Annotated in this window: 27 protein-coding genes and 1 riboswitch; of the genes, 20 read left to right on the forward strand and 7 right to left on the reverse strand. The window is 66.0% G+C overall.

Features of this window, described 5'->3' with window-relative positions; all coding sequences use genetic code 11:
- Positions 1–20: 20 nt before the first annotated feature.
- The 5 genes from AC51GR_RS01420 to AC51GR_RS01440 all read left to right on the forward strand — a co-directional run bounded on the left by AC51GR_RS01420 (position 21) and on the right by AC51GR_RS01440 (position 5,529).
- The gene (locus tag AC51GR_RS01420) at positions 21–1,307 is read left to right on the forward strand and encodes an adenylosuccinate synthase (RefSeq protein WP_496322848.1); all 1,287 of its coding nucleotides are present in this window, start codon (positions 21–23) and stop codon (positions 1,305–1,307) included.
- A 164-nt stretch (positions 1,308–1,471) separates the two neighbouring features.
- A complete protein-coding gene (locus AC51GR_RS01425) occupies positions 1,472–3,079 on the forward strand; it encodes an adenylate/guanylate cyclase domain-containing protein (RefSeq protein WP_496322849.1) in 1,608 nt (535 codons plus the stop codon).
- Complete coding sequence (locus tag AC51GR_RS01430) at positions 3,076–3,432, forward strand: UBP-type zinc finger domain-containing protein (protein ID WP_496322850.1); 357 nt, start codon at positions 3,076–3,078, stop codon at positions 3,430–3,432. The genes AC51GR_RS01425 and AC51GR_RS01430 overlap by 4 nt, the downstream gene beginning before the upstream one ends.
- 84 nt (positions 3,433–3,516) lie before the next feature.
- Positions 3,517–5,037, forward strand: a complete 1,521-nt coding sequence (gene purT / locus AC51GR_RS01435) for a formate-dependent phosphoribosylglycinamide formyltransferase (protein WP_496322851.1) — start codon at positions 3,517–3,519, stop codon at positions 5,035–5,037.
- A 12-nt stretch (positions 5,038–5,049) separates the two neighbouring features.
- On the forward strand, positions 5,050–5,529 hold the full coding sequence (locus AC51GR_RS01440) for a DUF456 domain-containing protein (RefSeq protein WP_496322852.1): 480 nt from the start codon (positions 5,050–5,052) through the stop codon (positions 5,527–5,529).
- A gap of 30 nt (positions 5,530–5,559) precedes the next feature.
- Here the strand turns inward: AC51GR_RS01440 and AC51GR_RS01445 are convergent, their stop codons facing one another.
- Genes AC51GR_RS01445 through AC51GR_RS01455 form a run of 3 tightly spaced genes read right to left on the reverse strand, consistent with a single transcriptional unit; the run spans position 5,560 to position 8,479 of the window.
- Positions 5,560–6,372, reverse strand: a complete 813-nt coding sequence (locus tag AC51GR_RS01445) for an ABC transporter ATP-binding protein (protein WP_496322853.1) — start codon at positions 6,370–6,372, stop codon at positions 5,560–5,562.
- The gene (locus tag AC51GR_RS01450; RefSeq protein WP_496322854.1) at positions 6,369–7,496 is read right to left on the reverse strand and encodes a FecCD family ABC transporter permease; all 1,128 of its coding nucleotides are present in this window, start codon (positions 7,494–7,496) and stop codon (positions 6,369–6,371) included. Before AC51GR_RS01450 ends, AC51GR_RS01445 begins: the two co-directional genes overlap by 4 nt.
- A complete protein-coding gene (locus AC51GR_RS01455) occupies positions 7,493–8,479 on the reverse strand; it encodes a FecCD family ABC transporter permease (protein WP_496323336.1) in 987 nt (328 codons plus the stop codon). Before AC51GR_RS01455 ends, AC51GR_RS01450 begins: the two co-directional genes overlap by 4 nt.
- 260 nt (positions 8,480–8,739) lie before the next feature.
- On the opposite strand from AC51GR_RS01455, the gene AC51GR_RS01460 reads away from it, so the two are divergent.
- Together AC51GR_RS01460 and AC51GR_RS01465 are read left to right on the forward strand one after the other, a co-directional pair.
- Positions 8,740–9,210 (forward strand): hypothetical protein, encoded by a 471-nt coding sequence (locus AC51GR_RS01460; RefSeq protein WP_496322855.1) that lies wholly within the window; start codon positions 8,740–8,742, stop codon positions 9,208–9,210.
- Positions 9,211–9,354: 144 nt separating this feature from the next.
- Positions 9,355–10,098, forward strand: a complete 744-nt coding sequence (locus tag AC51GR_RS01465; RefSeq protein WP_496322856.1) for a MerR family transcriptional regulator — start codon at positions 9,355–9,357, stop codon at positions 10,096–10,098.
- Between the two features lie 84 nt (positions 10,099–10,182).
- Here AC51GR_RS01465 and AC51GR_RS01470 read toward each other — a convergent pair whose 3' ends face one another.
- Positions 10,183–11,607, reverse strand: a complete 1,425-nt coding sequence (locus AC51GR_RS01470; protein ID WP_496322857.1) for an FAD-dependent oxidoreductase — start codon at positions 11,605–11,607, stop codon at positions 10,183–10,185.
- 214 nt (positions 11,608–11,821) lie between these two features.
- Here AC51GR_RS01470 and AC51GR_RS01475 point away from each other — a divergent pair, with 214 nt between their 5' ends.
- The 7 genes from AC51GR_RS01475 to AC51GR_RS01505 all read left to right on the forward strand — a co-directional run bounded on the left by AC51GR_RS01475 (position 11,822) and on the right by AC51GR_RS01505 (position 16,211).
- Complete coding sequence (locus AC51GR_RS01475; RefSeq protein ID WP_496322858.1) at positions 11,822–12,325, forward strand: Rv0361 family membrane protein; 504 nt, start codon at positions 11,822–11,824, stop codon at positions 12,323–12,325.
- Positions 12,322–12,735: a rhodanese-like domain-containing protein gene (locus tag AC51GR_RS01480; protein ID WP_496322859.1), complete on the forward strand. Its 414-nt coding sequence runs from the start codon at positions 12,322–12,324 to the stop codon at positions 12,733–12,735. The genes AC51GR_RS01475 and AC51GR_RS01480 overlap by 4 nt, the downstream gene beginning before the upstream one ends.
- Before the next feature lie 37 nt (positions 12,736–12,772).
- The gene (locus AC51GR_RS01485) at positions 12,773–13,981 is read left to right on the forward strand and encodes an O-succinylhomoserine sulfhydrylase (protein ID WP_496322860.1); all 1,209 of its coding nucleotides are present in this window, start codon (positions 12,773–12,775) and stop codon (positions 13,979–13,981) included.
- A 47-nt stretch (positions 13,982–14,028) separates the two neighbouring features.
- Complete coding sequence (locus AC51GR_RS01490; protein ID WP_496322861.1) at positions 14,029–14,670, forward strand: DedA family protein; 642 nt, start codon at positions 14,029–14,031, stop codon at positions 14,668–14,670.
- 67 nt (positions 14,671–14,737) lie between these two features.
- Positions 14,738–14,853, forward strand: a riboswitch (SAM riboswitch).
- Positions 14,854–14,884: 31 nt separating this feature from the next.
- Positions 14,885–15,106 carry a hypothetical protein gene (locus tag AC51GR_RS01495; RefSeq protein ID WP_496322862.1) on the forward strand — a complete coding sequence of 74 codons (222 nt, stop codon included), beginning with the start codon at positions 14,885–14,887 and terminating at the stop codon, positions 15,104–15,106.
- Positions 15,079–15,711: an aminotransferase class V-fold PLP-dependent enzyme gene (locus tag AC51GR_RS01500; RefSeq protein WP_496322863.1), complete on the forward strand. Its 633-nt coding sequence runs from the start codon at positions 15,079–15,081 to the stop codon at positions 15,709–15,711. Before AC51GR_RS01495 ends, AC51GR_RS01500 begins: the two co-directional genes overlap by 28 nt.
- Positions 15,708–16,211 carry a hypothetical protein gene (locus AC51GR_RS01505; protein ID WP_496322864.1) on the forward strand — a complete coding sequence of 168 codons (504 nt, stop codon included), beginning with the start codon at positions 15,708–15,710 and terminating at the stop codon, positions 16,209–16,211. The genes AC51GR_RS01500 and AC51GR_RS01505 overlap by 4 nt, the downstream gene beginning before the upstream one ends.
- Positions 16,212–16,260: 49 nt before the next feature.
- Here the strand turns inward: AC51GR_RS01505 and alc are convergent, their stop codons facing one another.
- Positions 16,261–17,286, reverse strand: coding sequence for an allantoicase (gene alc / locus AC51GR_RS01510; protein ID WP_496322865.1), 1,026 nt, complete (start codon positions 17,284–17,286; stop codon positions 16,261–16,263).
- 145 nt (positions 17,287–17,431) lie between these two features.
- On the opposite strand from alc, the gene AC51GR_RS01515 reads away from it, so the two are divergent.
- Positions 17,432–17,926 (forward strand): MarR family winged helix-turn-helix transcriptional regulator, encoded by a 495-nt coding sequence (locus tag AC51GR_RS01515; RefSeq protein ID WP_496322866.1) that lies wholly within the window; start codon positions 17,432–17,434, stop codon positions 17,924–17,926.
- 66 nt (positions 17,927–17,992) lie between these two features.
- Here the strand turns inward: AC51GR_RS01515 and AC51GR_RS01520 are convergent, their stop codons facing one another.
- Entirely contained in the window at positions 17,993–18,505 is a 513-nt protein-coding gene (locus AC51GR_RS01520; RefSeq protein ID WP_496322867.1) for an inorganic diphosphatase, read from the reverse strand.
- Positions 18,506–18,631: 126 nt separating this feature from the next.
- Between AC51GR_RS01520 and dacB the strand changes: the two genes are divergently transcribed.
- The 3 genes from dacB to tilS are packed head-to-tail and all read left to right on the forward strand — an operon-like array spanning position 18,632 to position 21,965.
- Positions 18,632–20,005: a D-alanyl-D-alanine carboxypeptidase/D-alanyl-D-alanine endopeptidase gene (dacB, locus tag AC51GR_RS01525; protein ID WP_496322868.1), complete on the forward strand. Its 1,374-nt coding sequence runs from the start codon at positions 18,632–18,634 to the stop codon at positions 20,003–20,005.
- Positions 20,002–21,018: a zinc-dependent metalloprotease gene (locus tag AC51GR_RS01530; protein ID WP_496322869.1), complete on the forward strand. Its 1,017-nt coding sequence runs from the start codon at positions 20,002–20,004 to the stop codon at positions 21,016–21,018. The genes dacB and AC51GR_RS01530 overlap by 4 nt, the downstream gene beginning before the upstream one ends.
- Complete coding sequence (gene tilS / locus AC51GR_RS01535; protein ID WP_496322870.1) at positions 21,015–21,965, forward strand: tRNA lysidine(34) synthetase TilS; 951 nt, start codon at positions 21,015–21,017, stop codon at positions 21,963–21,965. Before AC51GR_RS01530 ends, tilS begins: the two co-directional genes overlap by 4 nt.
- A gap of 13 nt (positions 21,966–21,978) precedes the next feature.
- Here tilS and AC51GR_RS01540 read toward each other — a convergent pair whose 3' ends face one another.
- Positions 21,979–22,599, reverse strand: a complete 621-nt coding sequence (locus AC51GR_RS01540) for a DUF8020 domain-containing protein (protein ID WP_496322871.1) — start codon at positions 22,597–22,599, stop codon at positions 21,979–21,981.
- A 291-nt stretch (positions 22,600–22,890) separates the two neighbouring features.
- Here AC51GR_RS01540 and hpt point away from each other — a divergent pair, with 291 nt between their 5' ends.
- Both hpt and AC51GR_RS01550 read left to right on the forward strand, forming a co-directional pair.
- A complete protein-coding gene (hpt, locus tag AC51GR_RS01545) occupies positions 22,891–23,469 on the forward strand; it encodes a hypoxanthine phosphoribosyltransferase (RefSeq protein WP_496322872.1) in 579 nt (192 codons plus the stop codon).
- Positions 23,470–23,479: 10 nt separating this feature from the next.
- A complete protein-coding gene (locus AC51GR_RS01550) occupies positions 23,480–24,841 on the forward strand; it encodes an amidase (RefSeq protein WP_496322873.1) in 1,362 nt (453 codons plus the stop codon).
- Positions 24,842–24,944 lie beyond the last annotated feature (103 nt).

A 24,944-nucleotide genomic window follows, 5' to 3' on the forward strand; every position in this document is an offset into this window, starting at 1 on the left:
CGGCCGGAAGGAGCGCGTACATGCCTGCGATCGTGCTGATCGGCGCCCAATGGGGCGATGAAGGTAAAGGTAAAGCCACTGATCTCTTGGGTGGACGTCTGCAGTGGGTGGTGCGGTACCAGGGCGGAAACAACGCCGGGCACACCGTCGTCTTACCCAACGGTGAAACCTTCGCCCTGCATCTGATCCCCTCCGGGATCCTGACCCCCGGCGTCAAGAACGTCATCGGTAACGGCGTCGTCGTCGACCCCGGTGTGTTGCTGACCGAACTCGGGGGACTCGAAGACCGGGACGTCGACACCTCGGGTCTGCTGATCTCGGCCGATGCCCACCTGCTGATGCCGTACCACGTGGCCATCGACAAGGTCACCGAACGGTTCCTGGGCAACAAGAAGATCGGTACCACCGGACGTGGTATCGGTCCCTGCTACCAGGACAAGATCGCCCGCGTCGGGGTTCGTGTCGCCGACGTGCTGGACGAGAGCATCCTGACCCAGAAGGTCGAGGCCGCACTCGAGATCAAGAACCAGATCCTCACCAAGATCTACAACCGTCGTGCCCTCGATCCGGCGAAGGTGGTCGAAGAGGTCCTCGGTCAGGCCGAAGGATTCAAGCATCGGATCGCCGACACGCGACTGCTGCTGAACCAGGCGCTCGAATCCGGTGAGACCGTGCTGCTGGAAGGCTCGCAGGGCACCTTGCTCGACGTCGACCACGGCACCTACCCTTTCGTCACCTCGTCGAACCCGACGGCCGGTGGCGCATCGGTCGGTTCGGGTATCGGCCCGACCCGCATCACCACGGTGCTCGGAATCCTGAAGGCGTACACCACCCGGGTCGGCTCGGGACCGTTCCCCACCGAACTGTTCGACGAGTGGGGCGCCTACCTGGCCAAGACCGGCGGCGAGGTCGGTGTCACCACCGGACGCGCCCGTCGTTGCGGCTGGTTCGACGCGGTGATCGCCCGATACGCCACCCGCGTCAACGGGATCACCGACTACTTCCTGACCAAGCTCGACGTCCTCTCCAGCCTCGACACCATCCCGATCTGTGTCGCCTACGAGGTCGACGGGCAGCGGGTGGACGAGATGCCGATGACCCAGACCGGCTTTCATCACGCCAAGCCGATTTATGAGGAGATGCCCGGCTGGTGGGAGGACATCTCGGCCTGCCGCACCTTCGAGGAGCTGCCGAAGAACGCGCAGGATTACGTCCTGCGTCTCGAAGAGCTCTCCGGCGCCTATTTCTCCTGCATCGGCGTCGGCCCCGGTCGCGACCAGACCATCGTTCGTCGCGAGATCATCTGATCCGGATTTCGAACACACCGGCCGCCGGTCAGCATTGCGCTGATCGGCGGCTTTTGTTTGAGTGCCCCGACCATCCCGTCGCGGGACCGGGTGCCGCATGATGAGCTGCTGCACCTCGCAGCCGGTAGATTGCGGATGTTGATGAATCGGCAGAGGGTGAAGGCGTGAGATTTCCCGGACAGGAATCGGACTTCGGTTCGGTGTTGCTCGGCTCTGCGACCGAGACCCCCCGCCGCCAGCGCATCCGGATCCAGTTGCTGATCACGGTGTCGGTGCTGACCGCCAACGCGATCGGTGCCGCGATCGCGATGCTGCTGGTGGTGATCGGGATCCCCGAACCGAGTGTGCTCGAAACGAAGTTCTGGTGGGTCAACTTCATCGCCGCCCCGGTATATGTCGCCGTCGCTTTCTGTTTCGGCTGGGCGTTCGGCACGGCCAGGGTCCTACGGCACCTGCGATGGGCGCTGCGCGACGAGCAGCCCACACCGCAGCAGGCGCGGTGGGCGCTGCGGGCGCCGTGGGTGCTCACCCAGATGCAGCTACTGCTGTGGTTCATCGCCGGGGTCCTGTTCACCCTCTGCTACGGCATCCTGAACCCCGAACTCATCCCGAAGATCGCCCTGGTGGTCGGACTGTCCGGCGCGGTGGTCTCGGCCATCTCGTACCTACTGGTCGAGTTCGCGCTACGGCCGGTGGCGGCCCAGGCCCTCGAAGCCGGCTATCCCGGCATCAAGCGACGTAGCCGACTACGTACCCGGGTCATGCTGAGTTGGGTTCTCGGGTCGGGCATCCCGATCGTCGGGACGATGCTGGTCGCCTTCTTCTCCGTCTTTCGGGACAGCACCAGCAAAACCGATGTCTTCGTGGCGGTCATGGTGCTCGGAGCCATCGGCCTGTTCACCGGTTTTCTGCTCAACTACCTCAGCATCAGTGCGATCAAGGCGCCGGTCGGCTCGGTCCAGCAGGCGATGACCAAGGTCAGCGCGGGCGACAACGACGTCCGGGTGGTCGTCTACGACGGCACCGAATTGGGCGATCTGCAACGGGGTTTCAACCTGATGGTCGAAGGGCTCTCCGAACGCGAGCGGATGCGTGATCTGTTCGGCCGGCACGTCGGCCGGGACGTCGCCGAGGCTGCGCTGGCCCAGAATCCCGAACTCGGCGGCACAGAGCGGTATGTGGCCGTCGTTTTCGTCGACGTCATCGGGTCCACGGCGCTGGCCGCATCGCTACCCCCGGATGAGGTCGTCGCGCTGTTGAACAAGTTCTTCGCGGTGGTTGTCTCGGCGGTCGAATCGCATGCCGGCCTGGTCAACAAGTTCCAGGGTGATGCGGTGCTCGCGGCGTTCGGTGCGCCACTGGAACTGGACGACCCGGCGTCCGCAGCGTTGTCCACCGCCAGGGAGATCTCCGAACGTCTGTCCGGGGAGATCCCCGAACTCGCCGCCGGGATCGGCGTCGCGTACGGACCGGTCGTCGCGGGAAACGTCGGTGCGATAGAGAGATTCGAGTACACCGTGATCGGTGACGCCGTGAACGAGGCGGCCCGGCTCAGCGAGTTCGCAAAACGGGATCCGACCGCTCCGGTGGCGTCCGGCCGGGTGATCGGGTCGGCGACCGAGAGTGAGGCCGCGTACTGGAGACGATCCGAATCGACCCTGCTGCGGGGTCGTTCGGAAGAAACCGAGGTCTACGTCGCCACGTCAGGCATCGATCTCTATGCCGCTCAAGCGACCGGAGAGGCCGGGCACGATCAGCGGAGCCGGGGATGAAACCGATCCGCAGATCGGCGATGCACCGGCTCATCAAACCCGCCGACGTGATGGAACCGGCCGAGGAGTTGTGCCCGGAACTTGCGGCGGCACCCACTGATCCGGCGCAAGATCCGGTATCCGAGACCGCGCACGACGGGGAAAGGGCCGTCTGCCTCGACTGCGCCGCCGACGGCGTGAACGATCCGGGGCCGCTGCGTAGATGCCTGACCTGCGGGCACATCGCCTGCGGCGACTCGAGCCCACGCCGGCATGCGACCAGACATTTCGAGGTCACCGGCCATCCTGTGATCCGTTCGCTGCAGTCCGGGGAGAGGTGGCGTTGGTGCTATCTACATGCGCGGATGGGCTGATTCGGCCCAACCGGTCAGATTTGATCGCCTTCGACAGGGTCTACCTTTGCAATTGCCGGGCCCACAGGGGTTAGCCTTGGACGCGTGACTATCAGCAACTCGGAATCCGGCGTCGTGATCAATTCGGTGCCGCAGCGGATCGGTACGCCGTTGTCGCCCGGCGCCACCAAGGTGATGTTGCTGGGCGCAGGCGAACTCGGCAAAGAACTTGTGATCGCCTTTCAGCGCCTGGGTGTCGAGGTTGTCGCGGTCGACCGTTACCCCGACGCGCCCGGGCACCAGGTTGCGCATCGTTCGCACGTCGTCAACATGACCGATCCGGTGGCCCTGCGCGCGGTGATCGAGGCCGAGCGCCCGGACTTCGTGGTGCCCGAGATCGAGGCGATCGCGACGGAGGTCCTCGTCGAGATCCACGAAGAAGGATTCACCGAGGTCATCCCGACGGCGCGGGCCACCGCGCTGACGATGAATCGTGAGGGGATCCGCCGTCTCGCCGACGAGCGTCTGGGTCTGCCCACCTCGCCGTATGCCTTCGCGAACTCTGCCGACGAGATCCGGGCGGCGACCGCCCGCGTCGGCTTCCCCTGTGTGGTGAAGCCGGTGATGTCGTCGTCGGGCAAGGGCCAGAGTGTGGTTCGCGGTCCGGACGAGATCGACCGGGCCTGGGACCACGCAGTCGCCGGCGGCCGGGTGAAGGGCGGCCGCGTCATCGTCGAGGGTTTTGTCGACTTCGACTACGAGATCACGCTGCTCACCGTCCGTGCGGTCGATCCGGCCACGGGCAAGTTGGGCACCTACTTCTGTGCTCCCATCGGGCACCGCCAGCAGCACGGCGACTACGTCGAATCCTGGCAGCCCCAACCGATGAGCGAGACCGCGCTCGGTGGCGCCACCTCGGTGGCCGCCCGGATCGCGGCTGCGCTCGGCGACGGCCATCTCGGGGGCCGCGGCATCTTCGGGGTGGAGATGTTCGTCAAGGACGACGACGTCTACTTTTCCGAGGTCAGTCCCCGTCCGCACGACACCGGGCTGGTCACCCTTGGGACACAGCGACTCTCGGAGTTCGAGATGCATGCCCGGGCCATCCTGGGGCTGCCGGTCGACGTCACCTTGGCCTCCCCGGGAGCCTCCGCGGTGATCTACGGCGGACTTGATGAACCGGCCATCGCATTCGAGAATGTTGCTGCCGCCCTTGCTGTTCCGGAAACCGATATCCGGCTGTTCGGCAAACCGGAGAGCTTCGCCCGACGCCGGATGGGCGTGGTGATCGCGACCGCCGATGACGTCGCGACCGCTCGCCAGCGCGCCACCGCGGCCGCGCGAATGGTGCGGCCGGTCAGTACTGCGTCCCTCGCACCGTCGCCCAAGCCGCCGCTGCAGGGGCCGTCGGAACCGGAACGCGCGCCCTCGGCCGACGCCAACCAGACCCGGATCGCCCGCCGCCCACCGGCAGCGGTCCGTCCGCAAACGTCGCCGCCCCCACCGCAATCCCCACCCCAGGCTCCCTCGCGGCAGGCCCCGCCCCCGCAGTCCTCGCCTCCTGCGGGGCAGCGTCCGCAGGTAGGACTGAACAAGCAGTCCTCCGCCGTCGACAACAACCGGTAGTGGGGATTCTCGGTGCCATTTGCAGGTGAGCTGGTTGTTGCTGCGGTCATCTTTCTCGGACTCTGCGGTGTGGTGGTGCCGGTACTTCCCGGACTGACCCTGATCCTGGCCGCAATCGCGGTGTGGGCGTTCGTGGTCGGCGGTTGGGCCTGGCTGGTGCTCGCGATCGCAGCCGGGTTCCTCGGCGGTGCCGCCGCCGTCAAATACCTGGTCGCCAACAAGTCGATGAAGAACTCGGGCGTGCCGGGGCGGACCGTGATCACCGGTGGGCTACTCGGGATCGTCGGGTTCTTCGTCGTTCCGGTGGTCGGACTGATCATCGGGTTTGTGCTCGGTGCATTCCTGGCCGAATGGTGGCGTTGCAAGAATGTTCGGGGCGGCTGGAACGGTGCGGTGGCGGCCACCAAGGCGGCCGGGGTGGCGATGATCATCGAACTCGCCGGAGCGCTGATCGCGGCATCGCTGTGGCTGGGCGCCGCATTCGTGTTCTAGCCCTGCGGCTTTCGCACTCGACGAGGGCGACTACGTCTTGCGGCCGATCGGAACGATCATCGGCCCGCCCGACACCGGGTCCGTCAGGACCTGGGATCGCAGCCCGAAGGCCGCTTCCAGGAGTTCGGTGGTGATCACCTCGGCCGGTGTGCCTTCGGTGATGACTTCGCCGTCGCGCATCACGATCAGCCAATCGCTGTAGCGGACAGCGAGATTCAGGTCGTGGAGCACCATGATGACGGTCTTGCCGTGTTCGTGGCACAGGTCGTCGACCAGGTCGAGGACGTCGATCGAATGTGACAGGTCGAGGTAGGTGGTCGGCTCGTCCAGCATCACGATGTCCGTCTGCTGGGCCAGGGTCAGGGCAATCCACACGCGTTGACGCTGGCCGCCGGAGAGTTCGTCGATGGTTCGGTCGGCGAGGTCGGTGCAGTTGGTCTGTTCCAGCGCCTGTGTCACCGCGATCTCGTCCTCCGGCGACCACTGGCGGTACCACGACTGGTGCGGGTGACGGCCACGTGAGACCAGATCGGAAACCGTCAAACCCTCTGGTGCGACGGGGTTCTGGGGTAGCAGACCGATGATGCGCGCGACGTCCTTGGTGCGCATCGACGAGATGTCGGTGCCGTCGAGCAGTACGGTCCCGGCGGTGGGCTTGAGCAGACGTACCAGTGAGCGCAGCAGCGTCGACTTGCCGCAGCCGTTGGGTCCGACGATGGTGGTGACCTTGCCGTCGGGGATGTTGATGTCGAGGTCGTCGATGACCGTGCGATCGCCGTATCCGACCTGCAGGCCGGTGGCCCCGATCCGCGCTGAATTCGGTTGCGAGATGGCGGCGCTCATACCGAGGCCTTTCGGTTGATCTGGATCATCAGGTAGATCAGTGCCGGGCCGCCGATGCCGGCGGTGACCACGCCGACCGGGATGCCGGCGGGCATCACGGTGCGGCAGAGCAGGTCACTGCCGAGCACCAGGGCGGCACCGGTCAGTCCGGAGGTGATCGGGCCGGGTACCTCGGCGCGGGTCAGCCGCATCGCGATCTGGGGCGCCAGCAGCGCGACGAACGCGATCGGGCCCGCAGACGAGACACACACCGCGGCAACGATCACCGCCACGATCAGGATCAGGGCCGAGACCGGACCGGCGCGAACACCGAGGCCGCGGCAGACGTCGTCGCCCAGGCTGATCAGGCTCAGATTCCGGTTGTGCATGCAGACGATGGCGATCGCCGGGATGAGCACGATCAGCGGCGGCCACACCGCCGACCATCCGGCACCGGACACCGACCCGACAATCCACAGCTGGGCCCGTTGCACCTGATCGATGTCGGCGCGGGTGAGCAGGTAGGCGATCAGGGCCTGCAATCCCCACGTGATGGCAACGCCCACCAGGACCAGCCGGATCGGGTCGATTCCCTTGCGCCAGGTGAGGACGTACATCACCGCGGCGGTGGCCAGGCCGCCGAGCAGTGCTGCCGTGGCCAGTCCGAGGTCGGCCAGCCAGGATGCCCAGGTCGATCCGAAGGCGATCACGGCGACGGCGGCGGCGCTGGCACCGGAGGTGATCCCGAGCATGTCCGGGGTGGCCAGCGGGTTACGCGCGATCACCTGGGTCAGGGCGCCGGACATGCCCAATCCGAACCCGACCAGCAGACTGACCAGTCCGATCGGCAACTGGGTGTCGAAGACGACGACATTCTCGGCGCGGGTTCCGCCGCCGAGCAGGATCCGGCCGACGTCGACGGTGCTCATCGGGAAATCGCTGATGCTGATGCTGAACGCGAACAGGAACAATGCCAACGCGGCCAGGAGCAGCCCGACACCGGTTGCCCAGGGGCGCACCACAAATGTGCCGCCGGCGAAACGCACCACCGTCCGCCGCAGGTGGTTGGTCGGCAGCGATGGGGCGGTCGTGGTCGAGGACTTCTCCGGGGGGACCCCCGACCCCTCTTTGGTGGGAGCACTCATACGGCCACCAGCTTCTTGGCGCGGACCAGGGCGATGAAGAACGGGGCGCCGACCGCGGCGAGCACAATGCTGGCCTGCACCTCCCCCGGGCGGGCGATCATCCGGCCGATCACATCGCAGGCGATGAGGGACACCGCGCCGATGAGGGCGGAGTAGGGCACGATCCAGCGGTAGTCGGGGCCGGTGAAGAACCGGGCCACGTGGGGCGCCACCAGTCCGAGGAACACGATCGGTCCGCAGGCGGCGGTGGCTGCGCCGACCAGCAGGGTGATCGACAGGATGCCGACGATCCGGACCTGCAGAACCCGTGAACCCAGCGCCTTGGTCATGTCGTCGCCCAGCGACAAAATGTTGAGGAAGAACCCGCTCGCCAGCGCGAGGAGCAGGCCGGGGATGACGAAGGGCAGGGTGGCCCAGATGACGTCGGTACCGCGCCCGGCGATCGAGCCGACCTGCCAGAACCGCCACGCCTCCAGGGACTTGGAGTCGACGAGCACGATTGCCGAGGTGATCGCCGTCAGCATTGCGGTCAAGCCGGTTCCGGCGAGGATGAGGGTCAGCGGGCTCGCGCCTTTGCCCACCGAGGCCAGGAAGAAGACCAGGCTGGCGGCGATCAGCGCGCCGATCAGGCCGAAGCCCATGTACTGGATCGGCGTGGTGATCCCGAGGATGTAGACACCGGTGACCACCGCACATGCCGCGCCGGCGTTGACGCCGAGAATTCCCGGGTCCGACAGTGGGTTGCGGGTGTGGCCCTGGGTGAGGGCGCCGGCGGCGCCGATGGACAAGCCCACGATCAACCCGAGGACGGTACGGGGGAGCCTGAGGTCCTGGACGATCCCGACCGCGTCAGGCGCACCCGGGACGTTGTCGGCCCACAGGGCGTCCCAGACGTCGCCGATCGGGATCACCCGTGAACCGATCGCGATGGACGCCACGCAGACCACGACCAGCAGGGTCAGCAAGAGTGCCAGACCCCACATGCGGCGCGTTTTCTTGGTCAACGGAGGTGCCTCTTGTCCGTGGGTAACCGCGGATTGTGCCGCGCATGAGCAGTTCTGGCGAGGGTAACCTAACCTGCCTCCGGTTCGGCAGTCGAGTCAAGGACCCGTCAAACTCCGGTAACGAAACGGTAACGATGGCCGGATAACTTGCCTCTCAGCGATTTCTTGGCTAACGCTCAGGCGTCAGCGTCCGATTGATCCCCATATGCCACCGTCGTGGTGCCACCAGAGGAGTGAAGATGAAGCAGAAGTTGATTCGCGCTGCCGTCGCCGCAGCTGCAGCAGTCGGTATCGCCACCGGAAGTGTTGTCTCCACCGGGGCTGCGCAGGCTGCCCCCGCCGGGCCGGTCGACCTCGAGCTGACCGGCGGCGTGTTCTGCTCGTTCGGCAAGCCGGGTGACCCCTGGGTCAACTCCTGGTACATGGTCCGCTGGATGGAGGTCACCGCACACGGCCGCGATTGGCCCAACGTGAACCTCCAGGAGTTCAACGGGGCCCAGAAGTTCACCCCGAAGCTCAAGAAGGGTGACAAGCTCCGCATCGAGACCAAGTGGTTCGGCTGCTTCCCGAGTTCGATCTCCGGTTACACCATCTCCAGCGACATCGACCCGTTGCAGAACAACATCGGCTTCTGGGCCAACATCCAGCGTCGTGACAACACGCCGGACGACGATGTCGCGCCGACCACCTCGGCGAAGCCGACCCCTTAGCCCGCCACAAATTCGCGCCACTTATTTGCGTTCGCGCCGGTTGCAACCGGCGCAGACGTGAGTAAGTGGCGCGAATTTTAGGTTTGGGGCTTGCGGTTGACGTTGCGTCAACCGGCAGTGTGGTCTTCGACCAAGGAGGTCGACATGGACCACCCGATCGGCGTCATCGCCCGTAGTTCCGGTGTCACATCACGCACGCTGCGGCACTACGAACAGATCGGTTTGTTGAGCCCGTCACGAATCGGGCCCGGCGGACTGCGGTTCTACGACTCCGCTGCGATCGTTCGACTGCAGCGGATTCTGCTGTTGCGCGAGCTCGGACTTCCGCTCACCCGGATCCGCGAGGTGCTCGGTGGCGATCAGTCGGTGCTCGAAGCGCTGATCGAGCATCAGGCCGCATTGCGTATGCGGCGCGATCAGATCGATCAGCAGATCTCCTCGGTCGGCCACACCATCAGCCAACTCGAGAAGGGACTCGACATCATGCCGACAGACGCCTTTGCCGGATTCGATCACACAGTGCATCGCGAGGAGGTCGAAAAGCGTTGGGGCACGGACGCTTACCGGCGATCGGACCGTTGGTACCGTTCACTGGGCGACAATGAGCGCCAAGACTTCGCTGCCGAACACGACGCCATCGCCGCCCGTTGGATCGCACTCGTCGAGGCCGGCGCCGACCCGTCCGATGAACCCGCTCAGGCCAACGCCCGCCGGCATATCGCCTGGTTGCGGACGAGTGGTGCGCCCGTATCCGCCGAGTACATCCGTGGACTCGGCCAGATGTACGTCGATGATGCGCGATTCGGTGCCCACTACGCGCCCGCGGGCGCCGACCATCGCCGGCACGCCGAGTTCGTCAGGGATGCCCTCATATCGGCTTCCAAATAAAAAATTCGCGCCACTTACCTGCGTTCGCGCCGGTTGCAACCGGCGCAGACGTGAGTAAGTGGCGCGAATTTTTTATTTCGGGCGTCAGCCCTTGTTGATCTTGTGGGGTTCGGAGGCGGCGAACATTTCGTCGCGTTCGACGACCTTGACGCGTTCGCGGCCTTCGGCGGCACCCAGGGCGCGTTCGTGCTCGTCGAGGCGGTACCAGCCGTCCCAGGTGGTGAAGGCGACGTTTTTGTTGTCGAGGTACTTGATGATGGCGTCTTCGCCGGGCTCGGCCGGATGCAGGAGTTTGCCCTCGGCCATGTCATCGAGCAGGCAGTCGACGGTCTCGTTGGCGTCGCCCTTGGTGTGCCCGATCAGGCCGACGGGGCCGCGTTTGATCCAGCCGGTGGTGTACATGCCGGTCATGTGTTCACCCTGATCGAAGATCCGGCCGGCCTCGTTGGGGATGACCCCGGCCTGCTCGTCGAACGGCAGTTGGGGCAGGTTGTCCGACAGATATCCGACGGCCCGGTAGACCGCGCCGAGTTCCCAGTCGGTGTACTTGCCGGTGCCGCGGACGTTGCCGGTGCCGTCGAGTTCGGTGCGTTCGGTGCGCAGCCCGACGACTTTGCCGTCTTCGCCCAGGATCTCGGTGGGGGATTCGAAAAAGTGCAGGAACAGCTTGTGCGGGCGGCCTTTGGGGTCGCGGATCGCGTACTGCTCGATGATGGTGGCGACCTGGTCGGTGATCTTGCTCGATCGGCGGGCCATGGTCGAGCCCTCGTCGTAGTCGATGTCTTCGGGGTTGACGATCACATCGATGGTCGGGGAATGATCGAGTTCTTTGAGCTCGAGCGGGGTGAACTTGGCCTGGGCCGGGCCGCGGCGACCGAAGACGTGGACCTCGACGGCCTTGTTGGCCTTGAGACCTTCGTAGACGTTGGCCGGGATCTCGGTGGGCAGCAACTCATCGCCGGTCTTGGCCAGTACCCGCGCCACGTCCAGTGCCACGTTGCCCACACCGATGACCGCGACCTTTTCGGCCTCGAGCGGCCAGGTGCGGGGGAAGTCGGGGTGTCCGTCGTACCAGGCGACGAACTGCGCGGCGCCGTAGGAGCCGTCCAGGTCGATACCCGGGATCTGCATCGCGCGGTCGTCGGTGGCGCCGGTGGAGAAGATCACCGCGTCGTACATGGTCTGCAGGTCTTCGAGCGCGATGTCACTGCCGAAGTTGACGTTGCCGATCAACCGGATCTGCGGCTTGTCGAGGACCTTGTGCAGGGCGGTGATGATTCCCTTGATCCGGGGATGGTCCGGGGCCACGCCGTACCGGATCAACCCGAACGGGGCCGGCATCCGCTCGAACAGATCGATCGAGACACCTGACAATCGGCCCGCTCCCTCTGGTCCCGGCGCCGGGTGGTCTTTTGCGAAGTCCGACTTCATCAATGCGTCGGCGGCATAGATACCGGCGGGGCCGGCACCGATGATGGCCACGCGAAGCGGGCGGTTCTGATCGCTCATGAGTCGCAGTTGCTTTCTCGTGCGGAGAGTTCAGGCGGCCGTCACCGACGCGGACCTGGGGTGGCTACTTCCCTCCCACGGTAGGCGCTGGACCTGGCCGGAACCAAAAACGTCGGTTTCAGGGTCAGTCAAGTAAGGGTTGGCTGACCAAAATCTTGTTAACCGTCTCACGCTGGTGGCAGGTCGGGCAAATACGAGCGATAAGCTCGCGGCCATGGCAGGAAGCGACTCCGCACCCGACCGCAAGCGGTCAGGTGGGGGCAAAGAGACAGAACCAGAAGTTTTCGACGACGAGCGACGGACCATCTGGCCGTTCCTGGTTGCGGTCGTGATCATGGTGGTGGTCCTCGGTGCGATCGTCCTCATGCAGGTACTTCGCCCGGCGGAGGACCGGCTGACGGACCAGGCGAAGGTGACCCACGCCATCAACGATTACTACACGGCGCAGAACGCGATCAACTACACGAGCTACCGTGCCGTTTTCTGCACCGCAGAACTCGACTCGGCGGACTTCCCGACCCAGGACGAGTTCAGGGCCGAATACCAAGAAGCCCGGGACGCCGACGGCAAGATCGAGGTCGAGAACATCTCGGAGACCGTCGTCAACGGCGACCGGGCAACGGCGAATGTGCACTGGTTCCGGGAAGAGAAGAGCGAAACCACGATCACACCTATTGTTCTGGTCAAAGAGGCCGGTAACTGGAAGGTGTGCTCATGAGCTACGCAGGTGATCTGACCCCGCAAGAAGCCTGGAACCTCCTGCGCGAGGATCCGACCTCGGTGCTCGTGGACTGTCGGACCCAGGCCGAGTGGAGCTACGTGGGCGTGCCGGACCTGACCGATGTCTCCAAGAGGGCGATCTTCATCGAATGGGTCAGCTTTCCCGACGGTGCCCGCAACGCCGATTTCGTGACGCAGCTGCGCCAGGCCGGTATTGCGGACGATCAGCAGGTCGTGTTCCTCTGCCGGTCCGGACAGCGTTCGATCGGTGCAGCCGAGGCCGCGACCGCCGACGGCGTGGCCAAGGCGTACAACATTCTCGACGGTTTCGAGGGTGCGACCGATCAGGACGGACATCGCGGTGCGGTCGGGTGGAAGGCAACCGGCCTCCCGTGGCGGCAGTCGTGATTCCGGCCGCCGGCTACCAGACAATGCATTGCGCACGATGGAGGACGAGTTGAACGCCAATCTGCCCGAGGGACTTTCGCCCGAGACCCTCGCTGTGCGCGGAGGCCTCATGCGGTCCGGCTTCGAGGAGACCTCCGAGGCCATGTACCTGACCTCGGGCTATGTCTACTCGTCCGCGGCCGCGGCCGAGCGGGCTTTCACCGGCGAGGACGAGCGCTTCGTCTACTCCCGTTACGGCAACCCGACAGTGGCGATGTTCCAGGAGCGACTCCGTCAGCTCGAGGGCGCCGAGGCATGTTTCGCCACCGCCAGCGGCATGGCCGCGGTTTTCGTGGCACTCGGTGCGCTGCTCAAGGCCGGTGACCGGCTGGTCGCCGCACGCAGCCTGTTCGGTTCGTGCTTTGTCGTCTGCAACGAGATCCTGCCCCGCTGGGGCGTCGAAACCGTCTTTGTCGACGGCGAAGACCTCGAGCAGTGGGAACAGGCGCTCTCCGAGCCGACCGACGCGGTGTTCTTCGAGACCCCGTCCAACCCGATGCAGACCCTGGTCGACGTCGAGCGGGTCTGCGAGCTCGCCCACGCCGCCGGTGCACAGGTCGTGCTGGACAACGTTTTTGCGACCCCGCTCCTGCAGAGTGGCCTGGAACTCGGCGCCGACGTCATCGTGTATTCGGGTACCAAACACATCGACGGTCAGGGCCGTGTGATGGGTGGTGCCGTACTCGGGTCCAAGGAATACATCGACGGTCCGGTGCAGACCCTGATGCGGCACACCGGTCCGGCGCTGAGCCCGTTCAACGCCTGGACGTTGCTCAAGGGACTCGAGACGATGCGGCTGCGGGTGGATCACTCGACCGCCGCGGCGCTGCGCATCGCCGAGTTCCTCGAAGCCGATTCGCGGGTTGCGCGGGTGCGATATCCGTTCCTGCAATCACATCCGCAGCATGATCTGGCGAAGAAGCAGATGTCGGGCGGTGGCACCGTGGTGACCTTCGAACTGGCCGACACCGGTTCGGTATCCGGGAAGGCGCGGGCGTTCGAATTGCTCGACGGTCTGCAGATCGTGGACATCTCGAACAACCTCGGGGACTCGAAGTCGTTGATCACGCATCCGGCGACCACCACCCACCGCGCGATGGGACCCGAGGGTCGGGCTGCGATCGGGTTGTCCGATTCGCTGGTTCGGCTGTCGGTCGGTCTTGAGGGTGTGGACGATCTGCTGAAGGATCTCGACCAGGCTCTGTAACGCAGAATTGGGCGACGCCGCCTGCGGCCGTCACCGGGGATCGGAGGGTGGGCATTTTTCACTCGCTGGCCGACTGGGTCATCTCGATCATCCAGTCGACGCCGCCGTGGGCGGTGTATCTCGTGGTGTTCGTCGTCATCTACGGAGAAGCGGCGGCCCTGCTCGGTCTGGTCCTGCCCGGTGAGACGGTCCTGCTCGCCGGTGGGGTCGCGGCCGCCCTCGGCGAGACCAACATCGTCTGGCTGATCGTCGGTGCGTGCGTTGCCGCGGTGCTCGGCGATTGGACCGGCTATTCCATCGGCCGCAGATCCGGTGGCCGCATCACCGAAACCCGCTTCGGCGGATGGGTCGGACGAGAACGCTGGCAGAAGGCCGAGGAACTCATCCGCCATGGTGGGGTGGCCACGGTGATCGGAGCCCGCTGGATCGGCTACGTGCGCACCGTGACCCCGTTTGTGGCGGGGATGAGCAAGATGCCGACGCGTCAGTATGTGCTGGCAAACGTCGCCGGTGGTGTCGTCTGGGTGACCGTGGTGTGCATCATCGGCTACGCGGTCGGTGAAACCGTCGGGGCGACGGTGATGTTCTACCTGGCTTTCGGTGCCGGGGCGCTCATGCTTCTCTATTTCGCCGCTCGCTGGTGGCAGCATCGGCGCAGGTCACAAAAGGCCGCGGCCAGCGCGGAATAACATTCACGCCGGGTTAAAGAGGTTCGATATTTGACAGGGAAATCAACGGCGCTGCAATGTGGTCATCGGTGACGAGTGTCAGCGACAAGCCCCGGCTTGCTGGCCGGCAACCCTCCATTCGCGGCGGGGTGCTCCGGGTGACAACCTGGCCGCTGTCTGTTCGGACGGCGGCAAGCGCGGACTCCGGCCGAGTCCGGATCTGAAGGGACTGTGGGTGACGAACTCCTCCACGAACGATTTGAAGGACGAGATCGCCCGGTTTGTGAAGGCCCGCCCGACCGATCGGGTCCTGTTCGCCTCCGAACTCGCCGAGGCCGTTGCGCTGGTCGCCGGTGTCGCGCCCGGTGGCGTCGTCACACTTGATCTGACCGCCGCCCTCACGAACCCCACCCCGATGGTGACCACCGGGTGGTGCCGGCGCAGGTCGATCTGGTGACCACCCTGGCCGCGGTGGACAGCGAGCTCGAACGCCGTAGCGCCGCACTCCTGATCGTTCCGGCCGTCGCCGAGGCCACCGGCGAAGTGGTGCCGCTGCCCGCGCTGGCGGCGATCGCACACCGACGCGGCGCGCGACTGCTGGTCGATGGCAGTGAGCTCGTGTCCCGGCGGGCGGTGAACCTGACCAGCCACGGGATCGACTACCTCGTGTTGTCCGGCCGGTCCGTCGCCGGTCCGGCGGTGGTTGTGGGCCGCGGCGACTGGCTCGCCGACTGTGCCGACGCCGATATCCACACCGTCGACGGCAACGTCGGCACTGACCGGTCCCCGGCCCGGGCGCTGGCCGACCTCGGTTACGAGAGCGCCGGTCTCCACGAGCAGGCACTGTCCGAGTGGCTTGACGCCGAAGCCGCCCGGCATCCCGGGATCCGCCGACTGCAGCTGTGGCCCGATGCCGGTGACCGCGTGGGAATCGCCTCACTGGCCGTGGCCGGACACCCTGAGCCCGCCGTCATCCGATGGGACGCCCACACCGGCGTCGATGAGCTTGCCCGGCAACTGAACTCACTCGTGGACAGCACTCTTGAGCAGGAGAAATCATGACCGAAGCAGATCGCGTCACCACCGTACGCACCCGCCCCGAACTGCTGGTCGCCATCGAGGGCGACAACCACCAGCTCGCCTGGAGCAGGCCTGGCCCGTCCGAGGCCCGGGGTTCGGCGGTCCGCCGGATCCGCCAGCCGGAATTGCGGGGCGGCATCAAGGAGCGAGCCGCACTGCGTGCCGGCTGGCAGGAACTGGGCGAGGATCCCGCGGACCTGGTGGTGGCGTTGGAGATCGACGTGGTGATCGCCGAGGACGCGGCCACCGCGCGGGCAGAGCTTCTGCGGCTGGGGGAGTCGAGGTTCGGCGACACCGTCCGCTATGTCGGCACCGCCAACGGATTGCTGACGCTGATCGTCGACATCTATACCGCCGAGGTCGCCGATGCGGTCATCCTGCGGCCTCTCGACCTGGGGCGGACGGGTGATCGGCCCGGTTCGGCCCAGCTCATCGCCGACCGCGTGCTGCCCGGACTGCTCGAACGGGCCACCGCGGCCTGACGCCCCACACCACGCCTGATCGCAGGCGTGATGCGGACCGATCCGCCGATCAGCTCTCGCCGTTTTCCCAGCGATCGATGATCCGTGCGCGAGCGTCTTCGGTCAGCGAGCCGTACAACCGCAGTCGTGCCATGCCGCCGTCCGGGAAGATGTCGAGGCGGGCCTCGGTCATCGGCCGGTCTGCCTCGATCAGGAACCGGTGTCGGGTGTCGGGTTGCAGGGCGGATCGGCCCAGAACCTCGAACCACTCACCGTTTTCGCCGTCGCGGCCACGAATCATCGCCGAGCCCGGTGCATTTCCCAAGAAGTAGCTGGTGTCGAGTTCGGCCAGGCCGATCGTCGACTCACCGGCCAATTTGACCTGGACCCAGTCGTTTCCGTCGTCGCGCCGCCGTGAGGTCTCCCAGCCTTCTCCCATCGTGCGGGCCCGGCCGGGCATCAGGAGGTTGTTCGGGGAACCGTAGAACATGTTGGAGCAGGCGGTGATCATGCCGCCGTTCTCGAGGGCGGCGAGGTCGAAGTGTCCGTAGGACAAGAACTTCGGGTCGGGGACGCCACGGCCGTGCACCCGGAATCGGGCCACGCCACCGTCCGGATGGATTGTGAGCCGCACATGGGTGAACCGCTCCTTGGAGTCCACCCGGAACGGATTCTGTGTATCGCCGTTGACCTCGACGCGATCGACGATCGTCTGCCACTTGGTGTTCTCGAGCAGCTCCGAAATGGTCGGAATGCCTTCGACCGCAGCAGCTTCCACTGAAATGCAGGGGGGGTAGTTGCCGACGAACCAGGATGTGTCGACCACGACGCCGTAGATGATGCCGGGGACACCGAGTCGCACGATGGCCTGGTCCACACCCGCTTCGCGCCGGCGCCGGGTTTCCCAGCCGTCATAGACCTGACCCTTGTGCCCGAAGGTCGCCGGTTGATATTCGGCGGCAGACGTCTTGATGAGATTCTCGGCCTCGGCGAAGAGGGCGTCGTTGGTCCAGAGGACCGCGCCGCCGAGAGCGCGTAGAGCCAGATCTGGCATCGAGGTGAAGTGGGGGCGCGAGTTCGGCGGGGATGGAGTCACGACTCATCAGGCTAGTGGCACCGCCCAGCGGGTGCGACTTGTCGCGCCGGCGACGCCCGGTTCTTGCGAAAGCTCCGTGACGCGGGCCATACTTTCTGCCAACAACTAGTTGCAAGTCGAAACTCGTTGAACCATGAGAAGGACCATGTTGAAGGAGACAGCGTCGCGCGACGCTCAGATTGCGGATCTCATGGAGGTCCTCGCGAGGCACCTGCGGGTGCGTGACCGGTTGTCGGCGACGCGGTGGCGAACCGCGGACGATGCTGTCGAGTCAGCGGCCTATCACTGCCTTTTTCGGCTGAATCGGGCGCCGGCACGCTCGGGTGAGTTGGCCGAGGCGCTGTTCAGCGACCCGTCGACCATCAGCAGGCACGTCGCTCAACTGGTCAAGCTGGGCTATGTCCGGCGTGAGGCCGATCCGCGCGACGGCCGGGCCACGATCCTCGTGGTCACCGAGTCCGGTGCGCAGCGGGTCGCCGATTTCCGCAACCGCCGGGCCGAAGAACTCGAGACGATGCTGGCCGATTGGGATGACGATGACGTCGAGACCTTGACCGAGTTGCTCGGCCGCTACGTCAGCTCCGCAGAACGCAGCCTCATAGAGGCCAACGAGACACCCGCGGACCGCGCCCGGTCCTGACCCCCCCACCGAGAAGGGCCCGACATCGCTGCTGCGAGGCGGGCCCTTGTTCGTGTTCGGGGTCGATCAGCCGCGAGAGGGCTCGTTCGCCTCGTCCGGGTGCTTGGCCAGACGATCGATCGCCTCTTGTGCGACCTTCTCGGCGTCGGCCTTACCGGTCCATCCGCCGGCCTGGACGTCTTTGCCGGGCTCGAGGTCCTTGTAGTGCTCGAAGAAGTGCGCGATCGCCTGGAGCTCGAAGTCGTCGACGTCGCCGATGTCCTGGACGTGGTCCCAGCGGACATCTCCGGCGGGCACTGCCAGCAGCTTGTCGTCGCCACCGGCCTCATCGGTCATGCGGAACATGCCGACGATGCGGGCGCGGACGATCACGCCGGGGTAGACGGACTCGGGGAGCAACACCATGGCGTCCAACGGATCGCCGTCTTCGCCGAGGGTGTTGTCGATGTATCCGTAGTCGGCGGGATAACCCATCGACGTGTACAGGTACCGGTCGAGATAGATCTTTCCCGACTCGTGGTCCACTTCGTACTTGTTGCGTTGTCCCTTGGGGATCTCAATCGTGACGTCGAAGTCCACGTTGTACTCCTCGTAAGTTCTGCCTACCCAAAGTGTTCTCCGGTAGCCGGTCAGCAAATCGACTCAACGATACTGTGGAGACCTGTGCCCGCCGCGCGCGGCAAGAACTTCGACCGGAGGTAATTCGTGCCAGGCAGTTCGCCCCGCCGCAAGGGACTCCTGTGGACGCTACTTCCGGTGATCGTGCTGATCATCGTTGCGGCAATCGTGCTCGTCATCGCACTGCGGGTGGACGAGGACCACAACAGTCTGCCCGCGGGTGCCTCCGCGCAACCCTCACCGGTGACGCTAAGTCCACAGATCAGTCCCGTGGCCCCCGACGCACCGTTGCCCACCGCGTCCGGAATCGCCACCGCGCTGACGGAGGCGCTGGCGAACCCGGGCCTGGGCGAGTTGTCGGGCGAGGTCTCCGATGCGATCACCGGACAGACGCTCTGGTCGCAGACCCCGAACCGTCCCATGGTTCCGGCATCGACGATCAAGATCCTCACCGCCGCGGCCGCTCTGCTGGCGTTGCCGCATGATCAGCGGATCTCCACCACGGTGGTCGCCGGACCCGACGGACAGGTGATCCTGGTGGGCGCGGGCGATCCGACTCTGTCCGTGCAACCGTACGGGCAGGAGACGTTCTTCACCGACGCCCCGCGGATCGCCTCGCTCGCCGACCAGATCGAGAAGGCCGGCATCGATGTCACCTCGGTGGCGGTCGACACCGGTGCCTTCTCCGGCCCGACGATGGCGTCGAGCTGGGACCCGGTGGACATCGCCGACGGCAACATCACCCCGATCGAATCGCTCATCGCCGATTCCGGACGAATCGATCCGCTGGAGATCGACTCGCCGCGGACACCGACCCCGGCTCTGGCCGCGGGGTCGGCTCTGGCCGCAGCGCTCGGTGTGGACACCCCGGTCGTCCAGGCGACCGCCCCGGCCGCTGGCAGCGTGGTCGCCACCGTGACGTCGGCGCCGCTGGTCACCCGGCTGGGCGACATGATGCGCGCCAGCGACAACGTGCTCGCCGAAACCATGTCCATCGAGATCTCCAAGGCCATCGGCGGTCGGCCGACGTTGGCCGGCGGGATCGAAGCCGTTCGAAAGGTTCTCGGCGACAACGGTTTCAACATGAACGGCACCGAGTTCGGTGACGTCAGCGGGCTGTCCGAGGACAACCGGATCTCGGCCGGGTTGCTCGACAAGGTGACCGGCGCCGGCGCCGGAACTGCGCAGCCGAAACTGCGGCCACTGCTCGACATGCTGCCGGTGGCCGGTGCCACCGGCACCTTGACGGAGCGATTTGTTCTCGAGAATGCCGACGGCGCCGGATGGATCCGCGCGAAGACCGGAACACTTACCGTCGCCAGTGCGTTGGCCGGAGTAGTGCAGACGAAAGAAGGTCGCGTGCTCAGTTTTGCTCTGATGTCCAATGGCACCGGGCCCGCCGAGGCGCGGCCCGCGCTCGACGCCGTCGCCGGCGCCCTGCGGGATTGTGGTTGCCGATGAGTATCGACTGGAAGCTCGCCGCGACGGTGGGCAAGAAGATCGCCCGGCCCGGTCCTCTGACCACCGCATACACGGCCGAAGCGGCCCGCGGTGAGCTGGCGTCCTCGGCCGTCGCGTCCGAAGCGCCGGTCCGTGAGGTCACCGGGTTGGCCGACGGACTTCCGGTGCCCGCGGCGCGGGTCCTCGATCGCGGCGAATGGATCGAGGCGGCGGCGCTCTCGATGTCGGCGATGCTCGATCCCGCCGAACCCGACGACAAACCGGGGATGACGGGACGGATCGCGGGCATGCAGGCCGGTGGACTGCTGGCCGTGATGTCGAGCGCCATCCTCGGTCAGTACGACCCGTTCACCCCGGACCCGGTCAGCGGACACGATGGTGTGCTGATGTTGGTGACCCCGAACATCATCGCGGTCGAACGTGGGTTGCGCGTCGTGCCCGCCGACTTCCGACTCTGGGTCTGCCTGCATGAGGTAACCCACCGCGTGCAGTTCTCGGCGAACCCCTGGCTGCGCGACTACATGCAGTCGAACGTCGAGGCACTCACCGCCGAGGACACCGAGTCCGCCGGTGAGATGGTCTCGCGGATCAGTTCTGCGCTCCGCAGCGAGCTGCCGAGGGAAAAGGGAATCGTCGGGGCGATGCAACTCCTGCAGTCCCCCGAACAGTACGAAGCGTTCAGCCGGATGATGATGCTCGGCACGCTCCTCGAAGGCCACGCCGACCACGTGATGGACGCGGTCGGACCGGCCAGGGTGCCGACCGTCGACCGCATTCGCAGCGCCTTCGACAAGCGTCGGGCCAGGCCGCAGAACCCGGTCCAGCGGCTGCTGCGCGCGCTGATGGGCATGGACGCGAAGATCGCCCAGTACACGCGTGGCAAGGCATTCGTGGACGAAGTGGTCGAGACGGTCGGCATGACCCGTTTCAACGCGATCTGGACCGGGCCGGAGACGATGCCGTTGCCCGCCGAGATCGACACCCCTCGGGCGTGGATCGATCGCGTCTTGTGAGCTCCCCGGCGGTCTCCGAGATCACCAGGGCGGTAAAGGCTTTCGCCGACGAGTATCTGACGGATCCGCAGGTGTGTGTGGGGTTGTCGGGAGGTCCTGATTCGACCGCGCTGACCGCGGCCGCGGTGTTGGCGGGGCTCGATGTGCGGGCACTGATCGTCGACCACCGGTTGCAGGCCGGTTCCGGCGAAGTCGCCGGCGAGGCGGCGACGACGGCCCGGGCGCTGGGTGCGCAGCCGGTCGTTGTCGGGGTGGACGTCGCCGGTGCCGGTGGTCCGGAAGCTGCCGCCCGGCGCGCGCGGTACGCCGCCTTCGAGGCACACCGCGGCGTTCGGCCGGTCCTGCTCGGTCACACACTCGACGACCAGGCCGAAACGGTGTTACTCGGGTTCGCGCGCGGATCGGGGGCCCGGTCGGTGGCCGGGATGCGGCCGTGGGCGCCGCCGTTCGGGCGACCGCTTCTGGGCGTACGACGTGCGGCCACCGTGGATGCCTGCGCCGAACTCGACGTGGCCCCCTACCGGGACCCGCACAACCGGGATGCCCGTTTCACCCGCGTCCGGGTGCGGCATGAGGTGATGCCCTTGCTCGAAGAGGTGCTGCAGGGCGGCGTCGCCGAAGCGTTGGCGCGGACCGCGCAGCAGTTGCAACTCGACATCGACGTGGTCGAAGGTCTGGTCGACGACCATGCGGCAGTCGTCGACGGGGATGAGGTGGATTGTGCCGACCTCGCGGTGCTGCCCGGGGCCATCCGGCTTCGCCTGCTCCGACGCTGGCTGCTGGCCAACGGTGCCACCGAACCCACCGACACCGTCGTGCAGGCCGTCGACGCGCTGGTGATGCGCTGGCGAGGTCAGGGTGCGGTGGCCATCGGGGGCAGGCCACTGTTCCGGACCCAGGTGAGCAGACGCGGCGCCCGACTTGTGGTCGAGCGCCGCGAACGCTGAGGACTTCAGATGGCTACGCCGGGGGCGGCCAGGGTGCGGTGACGGTCGTGAAGTATTCGACGGCAGCGCCGATCAGGGTGGGCCCGCCGACAGCGATGGTGCCGAGGACCCCGCCGATGCCGGCGCCGGTGACGGCACCCGGAAGGCAACCGACTGCGACGGCGGGCAGTCCGGCCACACAACCGATCCCGGCGCCGATGATGGTGCCGACCAGTCCGCCGATCGCCACGGAGACCGACACGTAGGTGCCCAGTTTCTCCAACGCCTGCATGTCGCGTTCTTCCCTGGTGGCGGGCGCGGCGGCCGGCGTGGCGGCGCCCCGGTCGACAACCGGGGTGAGGGTGGCTGTGCGTCCGTCCACGTTCGCCGCGATCGGGAACTGCCGGCTGTCGAGGTTGAAGAAGAGCGGAACGGTGGCGGCCACGTTCCCGCTGGGGTCGACGATCTCGAGTTGTCCGTCACTGGTTCGCAGTGACCCGATGTCGGTCGAGAGGACGATCTTCTCGCCCCCGACGACATCGGCCTGGTAGTTGATGTCGGTGGCCGGTGCGGCGTTTGCCGGTATTGCGGTCAGGAAGCCGGCGGCGGTGACGGCTGCTGCGATCAGTGCGATGAATCCGTTTCTGCGTTTCATGGGGGTTACGTCCTGGGTTTGGGCGGGTGTGAAGCGTCACCCGAAAGTGTTTGATTTCGCCACGTGCCCAGTTTCGATTCAACCGAAAGGTGTCCGACTTTCGCCGATCGCTCTCCCGTAACCGTATTTCGAAACGGCTCGTGGATCTTGGTGTTCGGTTCTCGCGCGCAACCAGTAAAACAAAGCCGGGATTGGGAAAAACTCGCGATGACGGAAATCATCCGTTCGGTGTACTTCGTGATGCTTTGGGGAGTTGTTGCCCCCTGCAATTGTCGTCACGACGTTTGAGGCATGATGTTCCTTGTGACGGCGCAGCGTGATCCATACGGCAATGACATCGAAGCGGTAGTGGTCACGGAGGAGCAGATCCGGCAGCGGACCATCGAACTGGCCGAAAGTGTCGCCTCGCGATACCGCGACGCTCCCGACGACCTGGTTCTGATCGGCGTCCTCAAGGGTGCGGTCATGTTCATGACCGACTTCGCCCGGGCGCTGCCGATCCCTTCGCAGCTCGAGTTCATGGCGGTGAGTTCGTACGGCTCGTCGACGTCCTCATCCGGCGTGGTGCGGATCCTCAAGGACCTGGACCGCGACATCAACGACCGCGACGTCGTGATCGTCGAGGACATCATCGACTCGGGTCTGACCCTGTCCTGGCTGATCAAGAACCTCCGCACCCGCCGCCCGCGGTCGCTGGAGGTGTGCACGCTTCTCCGCAAGCCGGACGCGGTCCGAGCTGATGTCCACGTTGCCGATGTGGGATTCGAGATCCCCAACGAGTTCGTCGTCGGATACGGTCTCGACTATGCCGAGCGTTACCGCGACCTGCCGTACGTCGGCCGCTTGCATCCGTCCGTCTACACAGACTAAAAGGTGATCGATGACTGCAGTCCAGACCGCCGCCGGAGTACGCGCGGGACGGCTTGACCCAGTCGAGATCACCCGCGAGGCGCTGGCCCGGATTGCGCAGCGCGACCGGGAACTCGGTGCTTTTGTGGCGGTCCGCGCCGAGCGGGCTGTTTCCGAAGCCGAGGTTTTGACCGCCCATCCAAAACTCGCTGAATTACCGCTGGCCGGTGTGCCGGTGGCGATCAAGGACAATATTCCGATCGCCGGCGAAATCATGACGGTCGGATCTGCGGCCACCAGCCGCGCACCGCAGCTGAGCAATCACACCGTTGTCCGCAGATTGCGGGCGGCCGGGGCCATTGTCATCGGAACCACCGCAGTTCCGGAATTGTGCCTGTGGGGGACCACGGACAATCAGGCCACCATTACGCGTAATCCATGGAATACCGACCGGACCCCTGGCGGTTCGTCGGGTGGAGCGGCGGCTGCGGTCGCGAGCGGGCAGGTCGACATCGCACACGGCAACGACGGTCTGGGCTCGATCCGGATCCCGGCTGCTGACTGCGGGCTGTTCGGCATCAAACCGGGTCGGGGTGTGGTGCCGTCGGAGTTGGGTGGCAACGACTGGTTCGGTATGAGCGAGAACGGGCCACTGGCCACCACGGTCGCTGATGCTGCACTCATGCTCTCGGTGATGGCCGACCGGCCGGAGCTGGCGAATGCCGCCCTGTCGACGGAGCCGCGGTCGCTGGGGATCGCGGTGGCAGAGAACTTCCCGCTTGCCGTCGGCAAGACCGACAAGCATTGGGCGCAGGCGCAGGAGAGCTGTAGTGCGCTGCTGGCCGACCTCGGTCACCGGGTTCCGCATGCCGACCTGCCGTACCCCGTGAATCCCGCGCCCCTGCTGATGCGCTGGCTCGCCGGGGCGGCCGCCGACGCCGATGACATCGAGGCGGCCGGTGGGGATCTGGCAAGGCTGCAGCGGCGGAGCAAGGTCCACACCTCACTCGGTCGGACCGTGACCCGCTTCGATCTGGTGGACGACAAGCCGGTTGCCAAGCTGGAGAAGAAGGTCCTGGCGTACCTCGACCGCAACAAGGCCGACGTGCTCCTGACCCCGGCATTGGCGACCTCACCGCCGGCGGCGAAGCAATGGAGTTCGAGGAGTTGGGCCGCCAACATGTGGGCCAACGTCGGTTATGCGCCGTTCAACGGGCTCTTCAATCTCCTCGGATGGCCGGCGATGTCGGTACCGTTCGGCGTTCATCCGGTGAGCCGGACCCCGTTGGCCGTCCATTTCGCCGGCCGACCCGGATCCGAAGCGCTCCTGCTGAGCCTGGCTGCCCAGATCGAGGCCACCCGTCCCTGGCAGAGGGTCGCACCCGGATTCTGATCGGCAAACCGGCGGAACCATGACGGCTCCGGCGTTGGCACGGTCGGGGACCTGTCTGGTTTTCAGCTCCTAGGGAACGGCTGACCATGGTGAATCGTTGACG

This window comes from Williamsia sp. z71 (assembly GCF_059553375.1).